Source organism: Streptomyces beihaiensis (genome assembly GCF_026274175.1).
Taxonomy (GTDB): domain Bacteria; phylum Actinomycetota; class Actinomycetes; order Streptomycetales; family Streptomycetaceae; genus Streptomyces; species Streptomyces beihaiensis.
On the sequence record NZ_JAPHNL010000041.1, the window covers coordinates 1 to 17,027 of the forward strand.

Here is a 17,027-nt window from a genome sequence, read left to right on the forward strand (position 1 = left end):
ACGAGGAGGCCAAGCGGCAGAACATCGAGGGCCGCTCGAAGATGAACAAGGAGGAACTGCGGCGCAAGGTCGACGGCCGTGCCTCGCCGGGTCACTTGGACTTGGAGCGTCCACCGGGCAGGAACTCCTGGGCCTTGGCCTTGATGCCCTGGCGCAGCATCGCCTGCCGGTCCGGGTCGCCCTGCAGGATCGCGGACGACGCGGCCTGGATCTGGTCCCACGACGCGTGCGGCGGGATCGGCGGCACGGCCGGGTCGGTGACGAAGTCCAGGACGAACGGCCGGTCCGCCGACAGCGCCCGCTCCCAGGCGGACTCGACCTGCTCCGGCTTCTCCACGCGCAGGCCCTCCAGCCCGATGGACCGGGCGATCTGCGCGTAGGGCAGGTCCGGGATGCGCTGGGACGGCTCGAACTGCGGCGCTCCGGACATCGCCCGCATCTCCCAGGTCACCTGGTTGAGGTCACCGTTGTTGAGCACGGCCACGACCAGCCGGGGGTCCTGCCAGTCCTGCCAGTACTTGGACGCGGTGACGAGCTCCATCATCCCGTTCATCTGCATCGCGCCGTCGCCGACGAGCGCGATCACCGGACGGTCCCCGTGGGCGAACTTGGCGCCGATCGCGTACGGCACGCCCGGCCCCATCGTGGCGAGCGTCCCCGACAGCGCGCCGCGCATGTGGCCGCGGAAGCGCAGGTGCCGCGCGTACCAGTTGGCGGCCGAACCCGAGTCGGAGGTGACGATGGAGTCCTGTGGGAGGTTGGCGTCGAGCGCGTGCACGACGTACTCCGGGTTCACCGGATCGGCGTCCACGGCGGCCCGGCGCTCCATGACCTCCCACCACCGGGCGGTGTTCGCGCAGATCCCGTCGTACCAGTCGCGGTTCTCCTTGCGGTGCAGCAGGGGCAGCAGCCGCTGCAGCGTCTCCTGGGCGTCCCCGACGAGGTTCACCTCGAACGGGTAGCGCAGCCCGATCATGTACGGATCGATGTCGATCTGCACCGCGCGGGCCTGGTCGAGTTCGGGGAGGAACTGCGTGTAGGGGAAGCTGGAGCCGATGACGAGGAGCGTGTCGCAGTCGCGCATCAGCTCGTACGACGGGCGGGTGCCGAGCAGCCCGACGGCGCCCGTGACCCAGGGCAGGTCGTCGGGGAGCACGTCCTTGCCGAGCAGCGCCTTGGCCACGCCCGCGCCGAGCACGTCGGCCAGTTGCTCGACCTCGTGGCGCGCCCCGCGCGCGCCCTGTCCGACGAGGACGGCGACCCGCTCGCCCGCGTTGAGCACGTCGGCGGCCCGCTCCAGGTCGGGGCGGGCGGGGACGGGGGCGTAGCGGCTGAGGTCCCGGCTGGAGGGCACCATCTTGAAGGCGTGGGTCGGCGGACTGTACTCCAGCTCCTGCACGTCGGCGGGGACGATGATCGCCGTGACCGTCGACTTGGTGTATGCCGTCCGCATCGCCCGGTCGATCAGGTTGGGCAGCTGCTCGGGCACCGTGAGCGTCTCGCAGAAGTCCGACGCCACGTCCTTGTAGAGGTTCTGCAGGTCGACCTCCTGCTGGTAGGAGCCGCCCATCGCGCTGCGGTTGGTCTGTCCGACGATGGCGACGACGGGAACGTGGTCCAGCTTGGCGTCGTAGAGCCCGTTGAGCAGGTGGATGCCGCCCGGCCCGGAGGTGGCGGCGCACACGCCGACGCGGCCGGAGAACTTGGCGTAGCCGACCGCCTGGAAAGCGGACATCTCCTCGTGCCGGGACTGCACGAACCGGGGGTGGTCGTCCGCCCGGCCCCATGCCGCGAGCAGCCCGTTGATGCCGTCGCCTGCATAGGCGAAGACGTGCTCGACGTCCCACTCACGCAGCCGCTGGAGGATGTAGTCAGCAACGTTTTTGCTGGTCATGAGGGTCTCCGAATCGTCGGGTGCCATCCGGGTATCTCACCGCGGCCGTCTCGAAACGGTTTTCGGCCGCGAATTCGGCGTGTGCGACGTGTTCGGCGGGTTCGGCGCGCCCGGTATGTCCGGTGTGTCCGGTGTGTCCGGCTCCGGTGTGCCCGGCCGCGGAGCCGGACCGTTTACCGGCGGGCCCGCCGGATACCCGGCCAACGTCCTCAGCCGTCACGCCGTCGAGGCTGTCCACGACGCCCGGCGCCGTCTCACCGGGAGCTCACATGACGCACAAGGACCCCAAGCAGTACCAGCGCGACACCCACCGGGCGGCCGATCCGTCCGGCGGCGCCCTCACCACCGACCAGGGCGTCACCGTCGACCACACCGACGACTCGCTCACCGTGGGTGAACGTGGCCCGACGCTGATGGAGGACTTCCACTTCCGCGAGAAGCTGACCCACTTCGACCACGAGCGCATACCGGAGCGCGTCGTCCATGCGCGGGGATCGGCGGCCTACGGGTACTTCGAGCCGTACCGCTCGTGCGCCGAGTTCACCCGCGCCGCGTTCTTGCAGGACCCCGACGTGCGCACCCCCGTGTTCGTCCGCTTCTCGACGGTGCAGGGGCCGCGCGGCTCGGCGGACACCGTGCGTGACGTACGCGGCTTCGCGACCAAGTTCTACACGAGCGAGGGCAACTACGACCTCGTCGGCAACAACTTCCCCGTCTTCTTCATCCAGGACGGCATCAAGTTTCCCGACTTCGTCCACGCCGTGAAGCCCGAGCCGCACAACGAGGTGCCGACGGGGGCGTCCGCGCACGACACGCTGTGGGACTTCGTCTCGCTCCAGCCGGAGACGCTGCACACGATCTTCTGGCTCATGTCGGACCGGGCGATCCCGCGCAGCTTCCGCATGATGCAGGGGTTCGGCGTCCACACGTTCCGCTTCGTCACCGCCGAGGGGCGCGCCACCCTGGTCAAGTTCCACTGGACACCGAAGCTCGGCGTGCACTCGCTCGTCTGGGACGAGGCCCAGGAGATCCAGGGCCGCGACCCGGACTACCACCGCAAGGACCTCTGGGAGGCGATCGCCTCCGGCGCGTACCCCGAGTACGAGCTCGGTGTCCAACTCGTGCCGGAGGAGGACGAGTTCGCCTTCGACTTCGACCTGCTCGACCCCACGAAGATCATCCCCGAGGAACAGGTTCCCGTCCGCCCCATCGGGCGCATGGTACTGAACCGCAACCCGGACAATTTCTTCGCCGAGACCGAGCAGGTCGCCTTCCACACCGCGAACGTGGTCCCCGGCATCGACTTCACCGACGACCCGCTCCTCCAGGCCCGCAACTTCTCCTACCTGGACACCCAGCTGATCCGTCTGGGCGGGCCCAACTTCTCCCAGCTACCCGTCAACCAGCCGGTCGACGCCGTCCGCACCAACCAGCGCGACGGCCACGGGCAGCATGCCATCCACACCGGCACCAACTACACGCCGAACTCGCTCGGCGGCGGATGCCCGGCGGTCGGCGGCGGCGATCCGTCCGCCTTCCGCCACCTGCGGACACACCTGGAAGGGCAGAAGCTGCGCAAGCGCAGCGCGAGCTTCGAGGACCACTACACACAGCCCGCCCTCTTCTGGCGCAGCATGTCCGGCTGGGAGCAGCGCCACATGGTCGACGCGTTCCGCTTCGAGCTCGGCAAGTGCGACTCCCGGCAGGTGCGCGCCCGCACCGTGGACCAACTGGCCCACGTCGACCACGAACTGGCCACCGCGGTCGCCGACGGCCTCGGCATCGCCGCCCCCGACCGTGTCGACGGCCTTCCCGACCCGCGGCCGTCCCCGGCGCTCAGCCTCGAGAACCTCAGGGGCGACGGCTCGATCGCCACACGCAAGGTCGCCCTGCTCGTCGGCCCCGGCATCGCCGCCGACGACTGCACGGCCGTCCGCGAGACGCTGGAGGCCGGTGGGGCCGTCGTCGAGGAGCTCGGTCCGGCGTTCGGCACGGTCACGGACGCCGACGGTAAACCGCACCCCGTGGACAAGGCCCTGTCGACCGTCGCCCCGGTGCTCTACGACGCCGTCGTCCTGCCCGGCGGAGCCCCCGACGACGAGCCCGCCCGCCGCTTCGTCCGCGACGTCTACCGGCACGGCAAGACGGTCGCCGCACTGGGCGGCGCCGCCTCCGTGGCGGCTTCGCTCGGGCTGCCGGAGAGCGCGGCAGGCGTCACCGCCGCGGCCGCGCCGGACGAGGAGTTCCTCTCCGCACTGACCGCCGACCTGACCCACCACCGCCACTGGGACCGCCCGCCGGTCCCCGCCTGACGAACCCGTAGGAGAAACCGTGTCCGGCCCCGACGACTATGACGCCACGCCCTTCGTGCCCGAGAAGGACACGGACCTCGACGCCCTGCGCGAGGCGGCCGCGGCCTGCGAGGGATGCCCCCTGTTCCGCGAGGCATCGGGGACGGTGTTCGGCGAGGGCCGTCCGGGCGCCCGCGTCGTCCTCCTCGGCGAGCAGCCGGGCGACCAGGAGGATCGCAGGGGCAGGCCGTTCGTCGGGCCCGCCGGACGGATGCTGCGCCGGGCCTGCGAGGACGCGGGCATCGACCCGGACGAGACGTACGTGACGAACGCCGTCAAGCACTTCAAGTTCGTCACCACCGAGGAGCACGGCGAACGGCGCATCCACAAGCCGCCGAGCCTGCGCGAGCTGACCGCGTGCAAGCCGTGGCTGGCGGCAGAACTCCACGTCCTGAAGCCTGAGTTGATCATCGCGCTCGGCGCCACGGCGGGCAAGGCGCTGTACGGCTCGGGCTTCCGTGTGACGCAGGAGCGCGGAACGCTCCGCAAGGCCCCCGAGGGCATCGAGGCCGACGAGGTCGTGGCGACCATCCACCCCTCGGCCGTGCTGCGTGCGGGCAAGGACCGCGACGACATGTACGAAGGGCTGGTGGCCGATCTGCGGGTGGCCGCGGCCGCCCTCGACGAGCCGTCGCAGTGAGCGCGGCCGGGCGCGTACACCACGGGCGGACGGGTACTCGGCGGGCACCTTCGAGAGGGAGGCACAAGCCATGGAACAGCGAGTCCGTGAGGTCATGACCGCGGCGCCGGTCGCCGTGGACGCGAAGACCACGGTGTCCCGGGTGGCACACCGGATGAGTGAGGAGAACATCGGATCCGTCCTGGTGACCGAGGGCGACCGCCTGTGCGGTCTGGTGACCGACCGGGACCTTGTCGTACGAGTCCTGGCCGAGGACGCCGACCCCGGCGAGACGACCGCGAAGTCGGTCTGCAGCAAGTCCGTCGTCAGCGTCGGCCCGCAGGAACCGACGGGCAACGCCGTCGACCTCATGCGGACACACGCGCTGCGACGCCTCGCGGTCGTGGACGGCAACGAGTGCGTGGGCGTCGTGGCCCTCGGCGATCTAGCCGTGGAGCGGGATCCCGAATCGGCCCTGGGCGCGATCAGCGCGGCGTCGCCGAACCGTTGAGGCCGGGCACGACAAACCGTTGAGGCCCGGTACGACGAGGTCCGGGGCGCCGCCCGCATGCGCGAGGGCGGCGCCCCGGACCTTGGTCGTGGACTCGCTAACGCGCACCCGCCCGCGCCTGGTCCTGATCCTGAGCCTGAGCGGCCTCGGCCCTGGCGTCCCGGTCCTGGGCGAACGCCGTGAGCGCCGCGTCGCAGAACGCGCGCAGGTCGTCCGGTTTGCGGCTGGTGACCAGTGTGCTCGGGCCGCCCCGGCACACCTTGACCTCCTCGTCGACCCAATCGCCGCCCGCGTTGCGGATGTCGGTGGCCAGGCTCGGATAGGACGTCAGGGTCCGGCCGCGTACGACATCGGCCTCCACCAGCGTCCACGGCCCGTGGCAGATCGCCGCCACCGGCCGCCCCAGCTCGACGAACCGGGCGACGAACGACACGGCCTTCGGGTCCATGCGCAGTTGGTCCGGGTTGGCGACACCACCGGGCAGGACGAGGCCGTCGAACTCCTCGGGGCTCGCCTCTTCGACGGTGCGGTCCACCCGGAACGTGTCGGCCTTGTCGAGGTGGTGGAATGCCTGTACGCGACCGGGCTCGGTGGACAGCAGCTCCGGACGGTCACCGTGTTCGACGACGGCCTTCCAGGGCGCGGTGAGTTCGACCTGCTCGACGCCTTCAGGCGCCGTGAGAAATGCGATACGCATCGTTTCGGCTCCCCTCTCGCCGCTGTCGTACGACAGCGTGGACCCCGAGTACCCGGGCGCCCGCCCGTCAGACGTCTCGGGTCGCCCGCCCGGGGCGCCCCCCCCCGCAGCGGCTGCCCACTGAGCGCCGCCGTGACGACGAAAGGATTTGTACGGTCGCCCGGTTGACTCTGAGGGAAAGGCATCGGGCCTGCCGCCAGCTGCCTGAGGCAAGGCGCGTTGCCCGCCCCGCAGGGGCGCGCTCCACAACCCGTCTACCGCCGGGCCGCTGGTGCGAAGGCCGTGATCGCGTCGACCAGGTCGGCCGGAGCTTCCAGCGGGATCAGGTGACCCGTGTTCGGAATCACCGCGAGGTCGGCTCTGGAGAGGTAGGGCACCAGGTTGTCCACGAGTACGTCGACGGGCTCGACACGGTCGTTCTCTCCTGCGACGACCAGGGCGGGAACGCTGATCATGCGGGCGTGCTCGCAGACGTCCTCCGCGATGCCGCGCAGCGGCCACTCCGTGCGGGCGGCGTCGGTGCCGGCCCGCGAGTCGGTCGCGATCCGCGACTTGACCGATTCGGGCAGCTCGGTCGCGGTGAGGATGTGATCCCGTGCGCCGGCGACGGATTCGGCGGAGTCGTAGGCGTGGGAAAGGCCCTCCCGGTACTCGGGGGTGATCCCCGCGCCGGGCTTCGCCGGAGCGGAACCGACGAGGACGATCCCGCGGAGGCCGGCGGGCCGGGTCGCCGCCATGAGCTGCGCGACCTTGCCCCCCATGGAATGCCCGACGAGGACGTAGTCGGTGACGCCCGCCTCGGCGATCACGTCGAGCGTGTCGGCGGCGAGTTGGCGGAGGGAGTAGGGGCCGGCCAGGCCGCTCGAGCGGCTCCACCCGCGGAAGTCGACAGTGATCATGTCGCGTCCGGTGAGGCGGTCGACGACCAGGTCCCAGGTGCGCGCGGATCCACCCCAGTAGTGCAGAAACACCAGGGTCGGTCCGGACCCCGGCAGGTGGTCATAAGTGGGCAGCGGCAGCTGCCGCGTCGTGTTCACCGGGTCTGTCTCGATCAAGATTCTAGGGTGTTTTTTCATGTGTTCATCGAATCTCCTCAGCTGCGCCGAGGCATCGGCATGACCGGTCGTCCGATAGTGGAAACTGGACAGGTGACCGAGATCCGGCAGATGACCTACCAGCCCGTCGGGCGCCGTGCCGCCACTGTCGAAACCATGACGTTCGATCGCCTTCGCGAGCTGAACGACGGCGGGACACAGCGTGCCGACTTCCACGTGCTCGCCGTCGTCGACGCCGGACACGGATCCGTCACCGTGGACTTCCTCCGACATCCGCTCCAGGAGCGGTCCGCGGTGTGGGTCGCTCCCGGAGCCGTGCACCGTTGGGAGGACATCGCAGGCGTGGCCGGGCACCTCGTGCTGTTCGTGCCGACCGCGCCGGTCACCCGCGCCACCCGGGAGCTCGTCGCGTCCCCGGACCTGATCACACACTGGAGCATTCCCGACGCCGACTGGCCGTTCGTCGACACCGCGCGCCACCATCTCCTCCTCGAGGCATCCGCCCCGCCCGGGGACAGCTCGACGGAGTTGCCGGAGATCCTGCTCTCCGCGCTCATCGCCCGGCTCGGCCTCGGGCTCCGGCCCCGCCACGCCGAAACACCGTCGATCAATCCCGTGTTCCACCTGTTCCGGTCCAGCGTCGAAGCGCACTTTCGCGAACATCACGACGCCGGCTACTACGCCCGGACACTGGGATACGCGCCCCGCACGCTCTCAAGAGCGGTGCAGCAGGCCACCGGCCGCAGCGCGAAGGCGTACATCGTGGACCGGATCGTCCTGGAAGCCAAACGGCTCCTCGCGCACGACCGCCTCACTGCGGCCGCGTGCGCCACCACGCTCGGCTTCCCCGACGCTTCCAACTTCTCGGTGTTCTTCAGGAAGGCGACAGGCATGCGCCCGGGCGCATGGCAGACGATGGTGGTCGCCGAGTGAGGGGCGCACTCACGTGTACGCCAGACTCACAGCCCGGTCCGTGCTGAGAAGGTCCCCGTCGCCGAGCCTTTCCCGGACGCCTGGAGACAAGCAGAGCTGACGGTGATCTCTGGAAAATCACGTCGTAACGGACGGGCTGTCGGGCTTTCGGTGACACGAGTCCGTCGCCGGGGTGAGCTCGCATGATCGCTGTGCTCTCCCCAGAATGGTGCTGTGTCCAGAGTGCCACGAGTGATACGTGCCGCAGGGCACGACAGGACCGTCTTCATGCGCGGGCGGCTCATATCCGGGAGGCGACATGCACCACCGAACGGTCGCAGAACTCATGACCCGCAACGTCGTGCGGGCGCGCCGCGACCTGCCGTTCAAGGAGATCGTCAAGCTGCTGGCGGAGAACGATGTCACCGCCGTGCCCGTGGTCGACGAACTCGACCGCCCCATGGGCGTCGTCTCCGAGGCCGACCTGCTGCGCAAGTCATCCGCCCAGACGGACCCGTCGGGCCTGACACCTCTTCCCCGTCTCGAGGCGTGGGAGCGTGCCAAGGCCGAAGGAGCCAGGGCCGAGGAGCTGATGTCGGCTCCCGCCGTGTGCGCGCGCCCTGAGTGGACCGTGGTCGAGGCGGCTCGCCTCATGGCGGCCCACAACGTCAAGCGGCTGCCCGTCGTGGACGAGGCCGACCGGCTGCGGGGTATCGTCAGCCGCGGTGACCTCCTGAGGATCTTCCTGCGCCGTGACGACGCCATCCGCGATGAGATCACCGGAGACCTGCTGCGTGGGGTGCTGGGGCCCGTCGCCGCGGATGTGACGGTCGAGGTGCGCGAGGGGCAGGTCACCCTGGGAGGGGCCGTCGAGGTCAAGAGCCTGATCCCGGTGATCGAGCGGATGTGCCGGGGCGTGGACGGCGTGGTCTCGGTCTCGGGGCACATCGCGTCCCGCACGGACGACTCACCCGGTTCCCGCAACGGCGCGTAATCCCTGTCGCGGCCTTGCGGCGCCCACGCCCCGCCCGCCGATCACCCCCGCTGCGGCGGCCAGGCAGCCCTTGTCGGCCGTCCTCCTCAGCTCCGGTCCGGCGCCGGCCAGCCGGCCTCCGGCCCAGCTTCCCGTGCCGTCGCGCGCGACGTGACGCCCCCGATGTCGCGTTCGGCGACATCCACCAGCTGACGGCCGAGGTCGTGCAGAGCGCGTCCGGCCGCCACCTCGTCACCGATCTCCGGCACATCCGTGTCCGCGGGGTTGCGGTGTGCAGCACCGTGTCCGGTGAACTCCGTGGTTCCGGTGTTCAGCACCGCGCGCGCCTTGGTCGTTCCCGCTTCCTCGAAGAGGTGAAGGCGCACCTTCCATTCCACGGTATGCGTCATCGCGTTCCTCCTCGCCCCGGTACGGATCGTCGTGTTCGGGATGCGCTCTGCTCGTGTCTCCGGTGCTCCGAGGCCCCGACCTCGTCCTCGATGCGGCGCCGGACGTGTTCAGTGAGTGAGGCCAGCTGACCGGAGGTCCTCGCCCGCGGCGCGAGGGGGTTCCTGATGCTGCGAGCCGCCGACGGGAGTGCGGCCAGGTCGGCTGCGAACCTCTCTCTGCTCTCGTCGAGCGTCGGGCGCTCGACGGTGCGCCTCCCCTCCTCCATCGCCGTCACCAGGAGAGGCGTGCCCTGAGCGGGCGGCTGTTCATCACGCAGTGCGATCACATCGTCGTATCCGGGGCGTCGGAACACCTGTTTCTGCCCGGGGGCGGTGACCTTGGCCGAGGACAGTTTCATCACCGGTCGGCCGTCGTACTCGACCAGCTTGTAGGCGGAGTCCAGGTACGGGGCGTCGGCCGAGACCCCGACGTGGGTGCCGACGGCGTAGACGTCGATCGGCGCTCCCGAGCGGACCAGTTCGTCCACGGAGTACTCGTCGAGACCGCTGCTGGCGACGATCCGCACATCCGGCAGCCCGGCCGCGTCAAGGAGGCCACGCGCCCGAACGGCGAGGTCGCCGAGGTCGCCGCTGTCCAGCCGTACGGCCGAGCCGCGTCCACGATCCGCGTCGCCGAGATCTCTCAGCACGCGCGCCGCGACACGGACGCCCGCCTCGGTGTCGTAGGTGTCCACCAGGAGGGTCACCGGGCCCGGATGGGCGCGGGCGAAGGCGCGGAACGCGTCCTCCTGCGCCGCGAACGCCTCGATGTAGGAGTGGGCCATCGTCCCGATCGCGGGCAGCCCCTCGGCGGTGGCCGCGGCGACGTTGCTCGTCCCGGCGAAGCCGACCATGCCGGCCAGCCGTGCGGACTAGAATCCGGCCTGGGGTCCGTGGGTGCGTCGCAGGGAGAAGTCCACGACCGGGTGTCCTGCTGCCGCCAGGACGCAGCGGGCGGCCTTCGAGGCGATGGTCGTCTGGTGGTTGACCTGGTTGAGCACGTACGTCTCCACCAGCTGCGCCTGCGGAAGCGGAGCGGTCACCTCCAACAGCGGCTCTCCCGCGAGGACGATCCGCCCTTCCGGTACCGCCCGGACCCTCCCGGTGAACCCCATGCCGAGCAGCGGTTCCAGATCGCGAGCGGGCCGGTGCAGCGCCGCGGCGAAGGCATCGACGTCTTCGGACACGATGCGATAGCCGGAGAGGAAGTCGAGCGCCGACTCCAGGCCGGCAGCCACCAAGAACCCGCGGTCGGGCGGCATGTCACGGACGAAGAGACTGAACGTCGCCGGTCCGGTCATCCCCTCCCTCACGTACGACATCGCCATCGTGACCTCGTACAGATCAGTGGTCGTCGCATCGGACATCAGGCGTCACCTCCTCGTGGAAACCGCAGCACGGCCGCCGTCCGTCACGCGGCACCACGCGACGTCCGACGGCGTACGTCTGCGCGGATCAGGGCAGTCCCTGAGCGAACACCAGGACCGGCGATCCGGAGCATCTGGCTCCGACACGATCGGACGTGCGCCTCGGTGGGTTCGCGCCGTGACGCGGCTCCTGTTCCCGGCGCGGTCGGTGACCACCGGACGCGTCCGGTGAACCCCCCGCGCTCCTGGTCTGCCTCCAGCTGTCGTCGGCGTATCCCCCACGTGTGTGCCTTCCTCAACCACCCTCCGATTGCGGTGGGGCCCCGTCACGGGGCCGAAGGTCCCAGCCGGTCGGCGATCGGCCCATCGCGCCGTCGCCGGGACGCCACCTCCGGAGCGTCCGTCGTGCCTGGCGCCACAGTGCTCGGGGCTCGGCGGACGTGTCCGGACGCCCTGGACGCCCCGGGGAACCCGAGGTTCCTCGCCGGCACGCTCCAGGCGGCCCGGTCCACCTCCTCAAGGGCTCGACTCGGATCCGTGGATGCTGAGCACATGCGCCGCGGGGAGACATGCGGTAGTCCTCGATGGAGAAGCCCCGCAGCCGTGTGCGGCGTGCGTTCGCCGCGTCGAACACGACCGGTGGCCGCCCCGCACGGCCGTCGGCGCGCAGGGGCCGCAGCAGGCGCCGGACGGTGACCATGCTCACCGTCCGTTCCGGCTTCCACCGATCCGGAGGCAGTCTCATGGAACGAGTCCTCACCGTGGGCCTGGACGGCTCAGCCGAGAGCCTCGCCGCCGCCCACTGGGCGGCCGACGAAGCGGAGCGGCGCAAGCTCACCCTGCGCCTGCTGCACGCCTGGCCCCTACTGGTGCCGGAACCGACGCGCGTCCCTGCCGAGATCGACCAGAACTACTGGGCGAAACGGCTCATGCACAACGCCCAGGCGGAGCTCCAGGCCCGTCATCCAGGTCTCACGGTCGTCGGCAACCTGGTCGCCGACGATGCCGAGAACGCGCTGCTGCGAGCGGCATCGGAGTCCGAGACGCTGGTGCTCGGCTCGCGGGGCCTCACCCCCGCGCTGAGCTACTTCCTGGGGGACATCAGCATGCAGGTCGTGGCCCGCGCGCAACGGCCCGTCGTACTGGTGCGCGCCGAGCAGCGGGACGAAGAGCGCGTGCCCGAGTCGGGACCGCCCGGTGCCGTCGTGGTGGCGCTGAAGCTGAACGCTCCGTGTGACGACCTCCTCGACTACGCCTTCACCTCCGCCGCGGCGCGGGGCGTGCCCCTGCGTGCCGTGCACGGCCGCAGCGTGCCGCTCCACGCGTACGCCCCCTGGGGGATCGACCACACCGTGACCCACGAAGTCCGGCACGACGCGCAGAAAGAACTGCGTCACGTCCTTCACCCTTGGCGCGACAAGTTTCCTGGCGTGCCCGTCATCGACACCGTCCGCCTCGACAGTCCCGCCAGGGCCGTGGTCGCGGCCGCCACGGGCGCCGGCCTGCTGGTCGTCGGCCGACGCAGGCACCATCCCCCCGTGACACCTCGCCTGGGGCCCGTGACCCAGGCTGCCGTCCATCACGCGCGCTGCCCCGTCGCCATCGTCCCTCACGACTGAGCCGAGCCGTCACGGGGAGCCGCCGACGCCGGTGCGGGCCGACGGGTCCGCACGCGGGCCCCCATGCCCCCGCCAGGCTGGGATCGATGCCCGGTTGAACGGTGCTCGCGCAATCCGAGACGCCGCTGCCGCCACCGCCGACCGCGCAGGTCCGGGCCATGCGCGAGACGTCTGCTGACGGCGTCACCGCGGTCGGCGGCAAGATGCGGCTCCGGACAGGTTCGGCAAACCTGGGGTTGTAGGCCCGGTGCCGTCGGAAGGAGTCCCCCATGCGCTGGGAGACGATCCACAAGGACACCGCGCAGCGAGTGGCGCCGCGTCTCACCGACTACGAGCAGACCTGCTCCGGGTTCACCTGGGCGCAGGCGCGGGCGGCACTGGACGGGCTGCCGGACGGCCGCGGACTGAACATCGCGCACGAGGCCGTGGACCGGCACGCCGGACCGCGGGACGCCGACCGGACCGCGCTGCGATGCGTCGCGCGCGACAACACCGTCTCGACCGTCACCTACGGTGAGCTGGCCCGCCGCACCGCGCGCTTCGCGAACGCCCTGCGGGCGTTGGGCGTCGGCCGCGGCGACCGCGTGTTCACCCTGCTGGGCCGGTGTCCCGAGCTGTACACGGCGGTGCTGGGGACGCTGAAGAACACCAGCGTGCTGTGCCCGCTGTTCTCCGCGTTCGGGCCCGAACCGGTGGAACAGCGGCTGCGCCTGGGCGACGCCCGCCTGCTGGTCACCACCGCGGCCCTGTACCGGCGCAAGGTCGCCGACAGCCGCGCCCGCCTGCCGACGCTCGCACACGTCCTCATCGTCGGAGAGGGCGCGGAGGAGCTGCCGGGCACCGTCTCCCTCGACGAGCTGATGTCCGCCGCCGCGGACACGTTCACCATCCCGCCCACCTCCCCTGAGGACATGGCACTGCTCCACTTCACCAGTGGCACCACCGGGACGCCCAAGGGGGCGGTGCACGTCCACGACGCGGTGGTCGCCCACCAGGCCACGGCCGCCTTCGCCCTCGACCTCCACCGGGACGACGTGTACTGGTGCACGGCCGATCCAGGGTGGGTCACCGGCATGTCGTACGGCATCATCGCCCCGCTCGTACACGGCCTGACGGTGGTCGTGGACGAGGGCGACTTCGACGCCCGGCGCTGGTACCGCATCCTGGGCGAACAGCGCGTGAGCGTCTGGTACACGGCGCCCACGGCCCTGCGGATGCTGATGCGCTCCACCCCCGCCGAGGGCCCCTACGACCTGCCCCGCTCCCACGACCTGTCGGCGCTGCGGTTCATCGCCTCCGTCGGCGAGCCCCTCAACCCCGAAGCGGTGGTCTGGGGTCAGCGGGTGCTGGGCCTGCCCGTCCACGACAACTGGTGGCAGACCGAGACCGGCAGCATCATGATCGCGAACTACGCCGCCTGCGACATCCGCCCCGGCTCGATGGGGCGGCCGTTGCCCGGCGTCGAGGCCGCCGTGCTGTGCCGGGGACCCGACGGCAGGGCGCTGGTCACCGACGGCCGGGTCACCGTGGCGCAGACCCCCGGCACCGTAGGGGAGCTGGCGTTGCGCCCGGGCTGGCCGTCGATGTTCCGCGGATACCTGCACGACGAGAAGCGGTACGAAGCCGCCTTCGCGGACGGCTGGTACCTGACCGGTGACCTGGCCGAGCGGGACGCCGACGGCTGGTACTGGTTCGTGGGCCGCGCCGACGACGTCATCAAATCGTCCGGACACCTCGTCGGCCCTTTCGAGGTGGAGAGCGCGCTGATGGAGCATGCGGCGGTGGCCGAGGCCGGAGTGATCGGCAAGCCCGACCCCGTGGCCGGGAACATCGTCAAGGCGTTCGTGTCGCTGACCCCCGGCACGGAACCGACCCCCGAACTGGAGCGCCGGCTCCTCGCTTTCGCCCGGCAGCGGCTCGGCCCTGCCGTGGCCCCCAGAGAGATCGCCTTCGACCAGAACCTGCCCAAGACCCGTAGCGGCAAGGTCATGCGCCGACTGCTGCGCGCCCGTGAACTCGGCCTGCCCTCCGGCGACCTGTCCACTCTGGAGGGACCCGCATGACCCCGGCACACGGCCCCCGCACCCGGATGACCCGGAACGGCTCGAAGCCCCAGGCGCCGAAGCGCGCCACCGGCGGCACGCGACGCGCGCGGAGCGGCCCCGGCACCGCCGAGCACCGGACGCACCTGCTGGAGGTGATGCTGCGCATCCGGCGTTTCGAGGAGCGTTGCGTCGAGCTGTACAGCGCGTCGAAGATCCGCGGATTCGTCCACCTCTACATCGGCGAGGAGGCGGTGGCCGTCGGCGTCAACGAGGCACTGACACCGGACGACGCGGTGGTCTCCACCTACCGCGAACACGGCCACGCGCTGGCCCGCGGTATCCCGGACGAATCCGTGATGGCCGAGCTGTACGGAAAGGCGACCGGCTGCAGCGGGGGGGCGGGGCGGATCCATGCACCTGTTCGACGTGAGCCGCCGCTTCTACGGCGGCAGCGCGATCGTCGCGGGCGGGCTTCCCCTGGCCGCCGGTCTGGCTCTCGCCGACCGCATGCGCGGCCACAACCGCGTCACCTGCTGCTTCTTCGGCGACGGCGCGTTCGCCGAGGGCGAGTTCCACGAGACGGCGAACCTGGCCGCACTGTGGAACCTCCCGCTGCTGCTCGCCTGCGAGAACAACCTCTACGCCATGGGAACCGCCCTGGCGCGGGAACACGCCCAGACCGACCTGGCCATGCGCGCCGCCTCGTACGGCATGCCCGCCTGGGCGGTGGACGGCATGGACGTCGAAGCCGTCGAGCAGGCCGCCCGCCGCGCGGCCGAGGGAGTGCGGTCCGGCACCGGACCGCACTTTTTGGAGCTGCGCACGTACCGCTTCCGCTCGCACTCCATGTACGACCCGGACCGCTACCGCGACAAGGCGGAGATCGAACAGTGGAAGGCGCGCGATCCGGTGCAGCGGCTCGTGGATCGGATGAGCGAGGACGGGCAACGCGGGGACGAGGAACTGGCCCGCATCGAACCGCGGATCGCCGAGGACATCGAACGCGCCGTCGAGGCGGCCGAGCGGGCACCGACGGAGCCGGTCGGCGACCTGCTGCGCCATGTCACCAGCGAACCTGCGGGAGAGGCGAGGTGACCATGGCCACCGGTGGAAAGGAAGCGCCGAAGACGACGAGGACGACGTACCGGGAAGCGATGCGGGAAGCCCTGCGCGAGGCACTGCGCTCCGACGACCGCGTGTTCCTCATGGGCGAGGACGTCGGCAGGTACGGCGGCTCCTTCGGCGTCAGCCTCGGACTGCTGGAGGAGTTCGGCCCCGCCTGCATCCGTGACACGCCGCTGTCGGAGTCCGCGTTCACCGGAGCCGGCATCGGCGCCGCCCTGGCCGGGCTGCACCCGATCGTCGAGATCATGACGGTGAACTTCAGCCTGCTGGCACTCGACCAGATCGTCAACAACGCCGCCTCGCTGCTGCACATGTCGAACGGCCAGCTTCCGGTCCCGCTGGTGATCCGGATGACGACGGGCGCGGGCCGTCAGCTCGCCGCGCAGCACTCGCACAGCCTGGAGGGCTGGTACGCCCACGTCCCCGGCATCCGTGTGATCGCCCCGGCGACGATCGAGGACGCCCGCCACATGCTCGCACCGGCACTCGCCGTTCCCGACCCGGTGCTGATCTTCGAACACGGAAGCCTCTACAACACCTCCGGCGAACTCCCCGAGCCCACCGGCGCCGTGGACCTCGACCACGCCGCGATCCGCAGACCGGGCAACGACATCTCCCTGATCACGTACGGCGGTTCGCTGCCCAAGACCCTCGCCGCGGCGGACGAACTGGCCCACGACGGCATCAGCGCCGAGGTGCTCGACCTGCGCACGCTGCGGCCGCTCGACGACGCGGCCCTCGCCCGCACGGTCTCCCGAACCCACCGTGCCGTCATCGTGGACGAGGCGTGGCGCACCGGCAGTCTCGCCGCCGAGGTGTCCGCCAGGATCGCCGAGACGTCGTTCTACGAGCTGGACGCACCCGTGGAGCGGGTGTGCAGCACGGAGGTGCCCATTCCCTACGCCCGCCAGATGGAGGAGGCCGCCATGCCGCAGACCGCCGACATCGTCGCCGCCGCACACCGGGCGGTGGGCTGAGCCATGGGCGACTTCACCATGCCCTCCCTGGGCGCCGACATGGCCGAAGGCACGCTGCAGGAATGGCTCGTCCACCCCGGTGACCAGGTCCGCAAGGGCGACATCGTCGCGGTCGTCGACACCGCGAAATCCCTGGTGGACGTCGAATGCTTCGAGTCGGGGACGGTGGCCGAACTGCTCGTCGAGCCGGGCACGACGGTGCCCGTGGGCACGCCCCTCGCGGTCATCGAACCGTCCTCGCGCCCGCCCGGCGCGGCCCCCCGAGGCGACGGGCAGCAGCCGCCCCGCCCCGCGCCCGAGCCCACACCGTCTCCCGGCGGCACCGGGCCCGCCCCCGAAGTCCCGCCCGCCCCGAGGACCGGCGGAGAGCAGCGTGAGCAGCTTCCGGCGGCGTTCGCCCACCGTGCGGGAGGTTCCGGGCGCGTCGGTGGCG

14 protein-coding genes and 2 pseudogenes are annotated in these 17,027 nt (G+C 70.9%); 11 read left to right on the forward strand and 5 right to left on the reverse strand.

Annotated elements, in window-relative coordinates; genetic code table 11:
• Positions 1–91: 91 nt before the first annotated feature.
• The gene (locus OFY01_RS05660; protein ID WP_266596907.1) at positions 92–1,894 is read right to left on the reverse strand and encodes a thiamine pyrophosphate-requiring protein; all 1,803 of its coding nucleotides are present in this window, start codon (positions 1,892–1,894) and stop codon (positions 92–94) included.
• A 269-nt stretch (positions 1,895–2,163) separates the two neighbouring features.
• On the opposite strand from OFY01_RS05660, the gene OFY01_RS05665 reads away from it, so the two are divergent.
• The 3 genes from OFY01_RS05665 (at position 2,164) to OFY01_RS05675 (ending at position 5,375) form a co-directional block, all read left to right on the forward strand.
• Positions 2,164–4,206, forward strand: coding sequence for a catalase (locus OFY01_RS05665; RefSeq protein WP_266596909.1), 2,043 nt, complete (start codon positions 2,164–2,166; stop codon positions 4,204–4,206).
• 19 nt (positions 4,207–4,225) lie between these two features.
• On the forward strand, positions 4,226–4,885 hold the full coding sequence (locus tag OFY01_RS05670; protein ID WP_266596911.1) for a UdgX family uracil-DNA binding protein: 660 nt from the start codon (positions 4,226–4,228) through the stop codon (positions 4,883–4,885).
• 70 nt (positions 4,886–4,955) lie between these two features.
• Positions 4,956–5,375 (forward strand): CBS domain-containing protein, encoded by a 420-nt coding sequence (locus OFY01_RS05675; protein WP_266596913.1) that lies wholly within the window; start codon positions 4,956–4,958, stop codon positions 5,373–5,375.
• Between the two features lie 97 nt (positions 5,376–5,472).
• Here OFY01_RS05675 and OFY01_RS05680 read toward each other — a convergent pair whose 3' ends face one another.
• Both OFY01_RS05680 and OFY01_RS05685 read right to left on the reverse strand, forming a co-directional pair.
• Entirely contained in the window at positions 5,473–6,072 is a 600-nt protein-coding gene (locus OFY01_RS05680; protein WP_266596915.1) for a type 1 glutamine amidotransferase domain-containing protein, read from the reverse strand.
• A gap of 254 nt (positions 6,073–6,326) precedes the next feature.
• Entirely contained in the window at positions 6,327–7,109 is a 783-nt protein-coding gene (locus OFY01_RS05685) for an alpha/beta fold hydrolase (RefSeq protein WP_266596929.1), read from the reverse strand.
• A gap of 111 nt (positions 7,110–7,220) precedes the next feature.
• Here OFY01_RS05685 and OFY01_RS05690 point away from each other — a divergent pair, with 111 nt between their 5' ends.
• Entirely contained in the window at positions 7,221–8,060 is an 840-nt protein-coding gene (locus OFY01_RS05690; protein ID WP_266596917.1) for a helix-turn-helix domain-containing protein, read from the forward strand.
• Between the two features lie 298 nt (positions 8,061–8,358).
• The gene (locus OFY01_RS05695) at positions 8,359–9,033 is read left to right on the forward strand and encodes a CBS domain-containing protein (protein ID WP_266596919.1); all 675 of its coding nucleotides are present in this window, start codon (positions 8,359–8,361) and stop codon (positions 9,031–9,033) included.
• 86 nt (positions 9,034–9,119) lie between these two features.
• Here the strand turns inward: OFY01_RS05695 and OFY01_RS05700 are convergent, their stop codons facing one another.
• Both OFY01_RS05700 and OFY01_RS05705 read right to left on the reverse strand, forming a co-directional pair.
• Positions 9,120–9,422, reverse strand: a complete 303-nt coding sequence (locus tag OFY01_RS05700; protein ID WP_266596921.1) for a DUF1876 domain-containing protein — start codon at positions 9,420–9,422, stop codon at positions 9,120–9,122.
• Positions 9,419–10,828, reverse strand: a pseudogene (locus OFY01_RS05705) (nicotinate phosphoribosyltransferase). Before OFY01_RS05705 ends, OFY01_RS05700 begins: the two are co-directional and overlap by 4 nt.
• 743 nt (positions 10,829–11,571) lie before the next feature.
• Between OFY01_RS05705 and OFY01_RS05710 the strand changes: the two are divergent.
• From OFY01_RS05710 to OFY01_RS05735, 6 genes and pseudogenes are all read left to right on the forward strand, one after another.
• A complete protein-coding gene (locus OFY01_RS05710; protein ID WP_266596923.1) occupies positions 11,572–12,447 on the forward strand; it encodes a universal stress protein in 876 nt (291 codons plus the stop codon).
• A gap of 269 nt (positions 12,448–12,716) precedes the next feature.
• Positions 12,717–14,510: an acetate--CoA ligase gene (gene acsA, locus OFY01_RS05715; protein ID WP_266596925.1), complete on the forward strand. Its 1,794-nt coding sequence runs from the start codon at positions 12,717–12,719 to the stop codon at positions 14,508–14,510.
• A 137-nt stretch (positions 14,511–14,647) separates the two neighbouring features.
• Positions 14,648–14,812 (forward strand): annotated as a pseudogene (locus tag OFY01_RS05720) (thiamine pyrophosphate-dependent enzyme); the annotation flags it as partial.
• A 91-nt stretch (positions 14,813–14,903) separates the two neighbouring features.
• Complete coding sequence (locus tag OFY01_RS05725; protein WP_266596927.1) at positions 14,904–15,587, forward strand: thiamine pyrophosphate-dependent enzyme; 684 nt, start codon at positions 14,904–14,906, stop codon at positions 15,585–15,587.
• A gap of 2 nt (positions 15,588–15,589) precedes the next feature.
• Positions 15,590–16,594, forward strand: a complete 1,005-nt coding sequence (locus OFY01_RS05730; protein WP_266596931.1) for an alpha-ketoacid dehydrogenase subunit beta — start codon at positions 15,590–15,592, stop codon at positions 16,592–16,594.
• Between the two features lie 3 nt (positions 16,595–16,597).
• The coding region (locus OFY01_RS05735; protein ID WP_323135479.1) for a biotin/lipoyl-containing protein at positions 16,598–17,027 on the forward strand (430 nt) is incomplete at its 3' end.

Bases quoted from the DNA above. Each gene is read 5' to 3' on its own strand.
- OFY01_RS05660 (WP_266596907.1), bottom strand. From the start codon at position 1,894: ATGACCAGCAAAAACGTTGCTGACTACATCCTCCAGCGGCTGCGTGAG.
- OFY01_RS05665 (WP_266596909.1), top strand. From the start codon at position 2,164: ATGACGCACAAGGACCCCAAGCAGTACCAGCGCGACACCCACCGGGCG.
- OFY01_RS05675 (WP_266596913.1), top strand. From the start codon at position 4,956: ATGGAACAGCGAGTCCGTGAGGTCATGACCGCGGCGCCGGTCGCCGTG.
- OFY01_RS05680 (WP_266596915.1), bottom strand. From the start codon at position 6,072: ATGCGTATCGCATTTCTCACGGCGCCTGAAGGCGTCGAGCAGGTCGAA.
- OFY01_RS05695 (WP_266596919.1), top strand. From the start codon at position 8,359: ATGCACCACCGAACGGTCGCAGAACTCATGACCCGCAACGTCGTGCGG.
- OFY01_RS05700 (WP_266596921.1), bottom strand. From the start codon at position 9,422: ATGACGCATACCGTGGAATGGAAGGTGCGCCTTCACCTCTTCGAGGAA.
- OFY01_RS05710 (WP_266596923.1), top strand. From the start codon at position 11,572: ATGGAACGAGTCCTCACCGTGGGCCTGGACGGCTCAGCCGAGAGCCTC.
- acsA (WP_266596925.1), top strand. From the start codon at position 12,717: ATGCGCTGGGAGACGATCCACAAGGACACCGCGCAGCGAGTGGCGCCG.
- OFY01_RS05725 (WP_266596927.1), top strand. From the start codon at position 14,904: ATGCACCTGTTCGACGTGAGCCGCCGCTTCTACGGCGGCAGCGCGATC.
- OFY01_RS05730 (WP_266596931.1), top strand. From the start codon at position 15,590: ATGGCCACCGGTGGAAAGGAAGCGCCGAAGACGACGAGGACGACGTAC.